This is a genomic window from Microcoleus sp. S13_C3, assembly GCF_036700905.1.
Lineage (GTDB): Bacteria > Cyanobacteriota > Cyanobacteriia > Cyanobacteriales > Microcoleaceae > Microcoleus.
The window spans coordinates 1-5,624 of record NZ_JAUBPT010000272.1 but is presented as its reverse complement, the minus strand read 5'-3'; the positions used below and the strand labels follow the sequence as shown (position 1 = coordinate 5,624).

Here is a 5,624-nt window from a genome sequence, read left to right as displayed (position 1 = left end):
CGTCCCGCTCCAACTTTCTGGGTTTAGATCCAATTCCTGTTTACGGTAAAACAGAAAAAGAGCCTGTGTTTACTGGCCAACGGATTAAGCGTGGTTTGTACAAAACATCGACGGGTCAATTAATTAATTCTGACGTGAATGCTTCGTACAACATTCTCAGAAAAGCAATCCCAAATGCGTTCAGCAATGGGATAGGGAGCTGCGTAGTTCAGCCGAGGCGGGTTAATCCGCTCAAAGTAAAAGTGAAAGGGGAGGGGCTTGAAGCCTCCCATGTCTATAAATGACTATACTTTTGCCAGCTATTTAACCGATATGTTGATATTGAATTAAAAATCAAAGCAGAAATCGCTCGCCTAACTATATAATTGACTGAAACTTTCCGCTTAAGATCCCATAGTGGGTAGATAGGCAGAATGATTCGGCATAACACCCCAAGTTTACTACTTAAGCAGATTCTTTCTGCAGAATACGCGGCTTAAGCTGAATATGCGGAATCTTTCCGCATATTTTCAGATTCCTTACGGAGTCGTGCAAACAGACGGAGATAATTCCAGCCAGTTGCGCGATATTGTTCCTATTCACATTAGCGGCGATATGAGCCATCTGTTTGACTTACAGGGTGAAGCAGTTTTAAAAAGCCGTCGTCACCACCTAGTATAAATAAAATGAACAGCAATACCAGTACAAGCTCAACAATCAAGCTGAATCAAGCATCCCTGTCTCTTTTACCTGGAAACGTTCGCGTACCCAAGTACGATCGCCATCAAATTACTAATGGAATTGTGCATATTGGGGTTGGTGGATTTCATCGATCGCACCAAGCGCTCTATCTCGATGATTATTTCCATCAGAATCCTGGTAGTGACTGGGGAATTTGTGGGGTTGGATTGCTTGACAATGACTATGACAGGCGAATACGGGATGCCCTTCTGTCCCAAGATTGTTTGTATACCTTAGTTGAGCAATCGCCTGAGTGCGATCGCGCTCGGATCATTGGTTCAATTACTCGATACCTGTTTGCACCAGACAACCGTCAAGCAGTTATTGAAGCATTAGCAGATCCCCAATGCCGAATTGTTACTCTAACCATCACTGAAAGCGGCTACTACTACATTGAAGGAAGTGGCAATTTCGATGTAAACCACCCGACGATGCAGCACGATTTGCAACATCCTGACCAACCAATTGGGACATACGGTTTTTTGACAGCCGCACTCTCCAAGCGGCGTAAACAGGGGTTGGCACCCTTTACAGTCTTGTCCTGCGACAATATCCAGGGCAACGGCAATATGGTGCGGAAAATGCTAACGACATTTGCCCAAATGCGCGATCGGGATTTAGGAAGTTGGATTGCTGAACACGTTGCCTTTCCCAACTGCATGGTCGATCGCATTACTCCGCTGACAACCCCAGCAGATATCAAAATGGTCGCCCAACAGTTTGGTATTGATGATGCCTTTCCATGCGTCGCGGAACCTTTCACCCAGTGGGTAATCGAAGATACCTTTTGTGCAGGCAGACCCGATTGGGAATCCCTTGGCGTACAGATGACTAAGGATGTTCATCCCTATGAAATGATGAAAATTCGGCTGCTCAATGCCAGCCATATGCTGATTGGCTATCTCGGCTCTCTGGCAGGTTATAACTACGTTTATGAAGTCATGGCTGATCCCTTATTTGTGCAAGCAGTTGCTAACCTGATGGATGAGGTGACACCAACGCTTCAACCCGTTCCGGGGATTGATTTAGACGATTATAAAAAAACTTTAATTGAACGGTTTTCCAATCCCAAAATTCGCGATCAGCTTCCACGCCTTTGCCTGAATGGATCGGCAAAAATTCCTAAGTTTGTTTTGGGTTCGATCCGCGATAAATTACAACTTGGAGGTGCGATCGATTACCTAAGTTTGACGATTGCTGCTTGGTGTCGATACATCAATAGTCATGATGAACAAGGGCAACCTATTCCCATTGATGACCCATTAGCAGACATCCTCACTCAACGCGCCAGTTTGAGTGAATTAGATCCCAGACCATTACTCAGCTTATCTGAAATTTTTGGAGATTTAGGAGAGTCGCCGCGTTTCGTCGAGGCTGTGGGTGACCAGTTGCGTAGTTTGCATGAGTTTGGTGCTCAAGGAACGCTAGCCAGATTGTCGTAGGAACTATCCGCATCCGTGAGGAAACTTATTAGAGAATGCCACGGCTGCACTACGTTAAAGCCGTGGGATTCTCCCGTCTAGCCCACCTCTATGTCTACGAGTGCAAAGGGAAATTCAGGAGGCAGTACAGCGCAATATTTATTGATGTCATTCTTCCCTATCTTCCCTCTCGCCAAAGCATCTATCTTAAGGCAGATTCTCCTGAGTGAGTAACTCAGGTTCAATGGAGGAGACCGTGTATGCCTACGGATGAATCTTCATGAAGCGCGACGCCACAGGCAAGTTTGTTAGCAATTGGAACTTGGAGATGAAACAACGAGTCAGCGTATCTCTGACTAATACAGCATGGCGATCGCTCGATAAAGAGGCTCACAGGCGAGGAATTTCTCGCTCTGAAGTCATTGAACGCTTTGCCCGCACTCTGGAGGGCGAACAGTTGTTCTGTACCCAAGAAACTGAGGGCAATGTAGCAACGATTCTGGAAAGCATTACGGATGCTTTTGTCGCCTTCGATCGCGACTGGCGCTACACCTACGTGAATCGGGCGGCGGCTCAAATCCTGCACAAAACACCAGAAAATCTACTAGGAAAGCACGTTTGGAATGAGGTTTTTCCTGAGCTGGTTGGTGCAATTCCCTATCGAGAACTACATCGGGCAATGACGGAACAAGTCCCTGTTTCCTGGGAAGAATTTGGGGAATCAGTCCAGCGTTGGATAGAGGCGAAGGCCTATCCCTGGAGTGCAGGAGTAGCAGTTTATTTTCGCGATATTACAGAACGCAAGCAAGCAGAGGCAGAACGAGAACGGTTATTGCACGAGCTTGAAATTGAACGCGCCAGATTTGAAGCCGTCTTACGACAAATGCCTGCTGGAGTAATGATTGCCGATGCAGCATCTGGTAAGTTGGTTCTGGCCAACGAACAAGCCAAGCAGATTGTTGGGTATGGCTACGAACCATCGCTTGAGCTTGAGGAATATGCACCAATTATTCCATGTGAAATCTTTCGCTTAGATGGTCAGTTCTATGCCCCTCATGAGTATCCATTAGCGCGATCGCTAAAAACCGGTGAAGTCGTTACCAACGAGGAGATGGAAATTCATCGAGATGATGGTAGCCGCATTTTCATTAACGCCAACTCAGCACCGATTTTAGATAAGCAGGGGCAGATTGTTGCAGCCGTTGTTATCTTCCAAGATTTGACGGATTACAAACAAGTTGAACAGTCATTACGAGAGAGCCAAGAACGCCTGCAATTGGCATTAACGGCGGCTCAGATGGTGGTCTGGGATATGGATTTGCCGACCAATCAGGTAGTGTGTTCTGCTAATGCTCTAGACGTTTGGGGTTTTCACGAAGGCACCGGAGAAGACTTTTTTGCACTCATTCATCCAGACGATCGACAACGGGTGATCCAAGCGGCTCAAGGGGCAATTGCTGGACAACAGTCCTACGTGCAGGAGTACCGGGTAATTACTCCCGACGGAGTTGTGCGCTGGATCAACAGTCAGGGGCGAGTTTATCTGGATGAAACCGGACAGGGAGTTCGCATGGTTGGCGTTTCGGTTGACATCACCGAACGCAAACAGATCGAAGCAGAGCGCGATCGCCTTTTAAAACGAGAACAATCTGCCAGACTCGAAGCCGAAACCGAACGCCAGCGGTTGCATGACATCCTGATGCAATTGCCTGCCATGATTGCCATTGTTAAAAGTGCCGATCTTGTGTATGAATTTGCCAATCCAACCTATCTGCAAGGGACTGGGCGCAATCCAGACATGATCGGGAAATCAATGCGGGATGTTTTCCCGGAACTAGAGGGACAAATTTACTTTGAAGCGCTCGATCGCGTTTACCGGACGGGAGAAACGTTCAGTGTGAATGAATCGCCTACTTACTGGGACCGGAACGGCGATGGAGTGTTGGAAGAAGCATTTTTCCACTGCATCTTTGCGGCTTGGCGGGATGCTGAGGGAACCATTCAGGGTGTGTTGATTTATAACATTGAAGTGACAGCCCAGGTGCGGGCCAGGCAACAAATTGAACAACTGCTCAAGAACCTCCAGCAGAAAGAAGAAATTCAGCAATTCCTAATCGAATTGAATGACGCGATTCGTGCCCTTCAAGACTCGAAGGAAATTATGTGGCGGGTGGTTAGCTCCGCAGGAGAGCACTTCAATGTCACTCGCTGTACCTACGGTGAAATTAACCCAACGCAGGAATACGTCATCGTCGATCGCGATTATTGCAATGGTGTAATCAGCATGGTGGGTAAACATCACCTGGATTCGTTTGGCCCTGAACTCATTGCTGAATTAAAGCAGGGCGGAACAATCGTCGTGGACGATGTTGATGCCGATCCTCGCACTGCCGGAGCGGGGGCTGCTGCCTTTGATGCAATTCAAACCAAATCTCTTCTGTGTGTTCCCTTGGTGAAAGAAGGAAAATTTGTCGCATTGTTTGTGTTGCACCATGTGGCTCCCCGACGCTGGACAGAGGAAGAGGTGGTACTGATGGAGCGAATTGCTGAAAAAACCTGGCTAGCCGTGGAGCGATCGCGGGCAGAAGAGGAATTGCGAGAAAGTGAAGCTCATCTGCAACTCGCGCTGAAGGTCGGACGCATGGGAACGTGGGACTGGGATATGCAGACCGATGCCTTGCTTTGTTGACATACTCCCCTGCCTAAAGGCGAGAGGATTCTTAACACTTCATCGACCAATGCTACCGAAGTAGTCTTACGAGCGCCTCCATGTTCATTTTAAGTCGTGGCAATGCCCTATCCCGACTATATGTATCGTTTTGTTTAAAAAACATTAACAATACTTTGTTTTGCTTCCAGGTTGGATTTTAACCATTGCCCTTCAGTCTTTCCCTATTACTGGATCAGTCCCGGTTTCAACTCAAGATGAGTATATATCGCTGCAATCTTAGGTGGGGATTTCAACCAATTAAACTATAGCATAAAGCCGTCCTAAAAGGACGGGGCTTGCATCCCATTTTCTCGGTCAAGAAGATGGCACAACGACTCGACAATTTGGCGGATTGGGATTGGGGCTGGCGATCGTCCGTCATTTTACCGAACTGCATGGAGGAACCGTTCAAGCAGACAGCTTAGGACAGAACTTAGGGGCTACATTTACCATCCGGCTACCGTTAAACCTCGTAGAACCGGAATCCTCTTCTGATGACAGGCACCCAGAAAGTGCGGCAGACTTAGCAGGTGTTCATGTCTTGGTTGTGGACGACGATGCAGATATGCGGGAGTTGGCAGCATTCACCCTGATGCAATCTGGCGCACAAGTTGCCACAGCCGCTTCGGCTGCACAGGCGTTGACTCTCCTGAATCAATCTGTCCCGGATCTGCTGTTATGTGACATTGGGATGCCAGAGCTAGTCCCTAGGTAGCGAATAAATAGACAAAATGATACACTTATAGACAAATATGCGGTGTACCATTTTGTTT

The 5,624-nt window shown here is 47.5% G+C and carries 4 protein-coding genes and 1 pseudogene; all 5 read left to right on the top strand.

The window, feature by feature from the left end; all coding sequences use genetic code 11:
• Positions 1-284 (top strand): annotated as a pseudogene (locus QUA16_RS35375) (RNA-guided endonuclease TnpB family protein); the annotation flags it as partial.
• Between the two features lie 202 nt (positions 285-486).
• Positions 487-660, top strand: coding sequence for a hypothetical protein (locus QUA16_RS35370; protein WP_333050745.1), 174 nt, complete (start codon positions 487-489; stop codon positions 658-660).
• A 5-nt stretch (positions 661-665) separates the two neighbouring features.
• Positions 666-2,162 carry a mannitol dehydrogenase family protein gene (locus tag QUA16_RS35365; RefSeq protein ID WP_333109473.1) on the top strand — a complete coding sequence of 499 codons (1,497 nt, stop codon included), beginning with the start codon at positions 666-668 and terminating at the stop codon, positions 2,160-2,162.
• A gap of 259 nt (positions 2,163-2,421) precedes the next feature.
• The gene (locus QUA16_RS35360) at positions 2,422-4,830 is read left to right on the top strand and encodes a PAS domain-containing protein (RefSeq protein ID WP_333109475.1); all 2,409 of its coding nucleotides are present in this window, start codon (positions 2,422-2,424) and stop codon (positions 4,828-4,830) included.
• 373 nt (positions 4,831-5,203) lie between these two features.
• Positions 5,204-5,566 (top strand): response regulator, encoded by a 363-nt coding sequence (locus QUA16_RS37115; protein WP_445305426.1) that lies wholly within the window; start codon positions 5,204-5,206, stop codon positions 5,564-5,566.
• Positions 5,567-5,624 lie beyond the last annotated feature (58 nt).

Excerpts from the sequence above, each read along its gene's own strand:
- QUA16_RS35370 (WP_333050745.1), top strand. The coding sequence starts at position 487 with ATGCGGAATCTTTCCGCATATTTTCAGATTCCTTACGGAGTCGTGCAA.
- QUA16_RS35365 (WP_333109473.1), top strand. The coding sequence starts at position 666 with ATGAACAGCAATACCAGTACAAGCTCAACAATCAAGCTGAATCAAGCA.
- QUA16_RS35360 (WP_333109475.1), top strand. The coding sequence starts at position 2,422 with ATGAAGCGCGACGCCACAGGCAAGTTTGTTAGCAATTGGAACTTGGAG.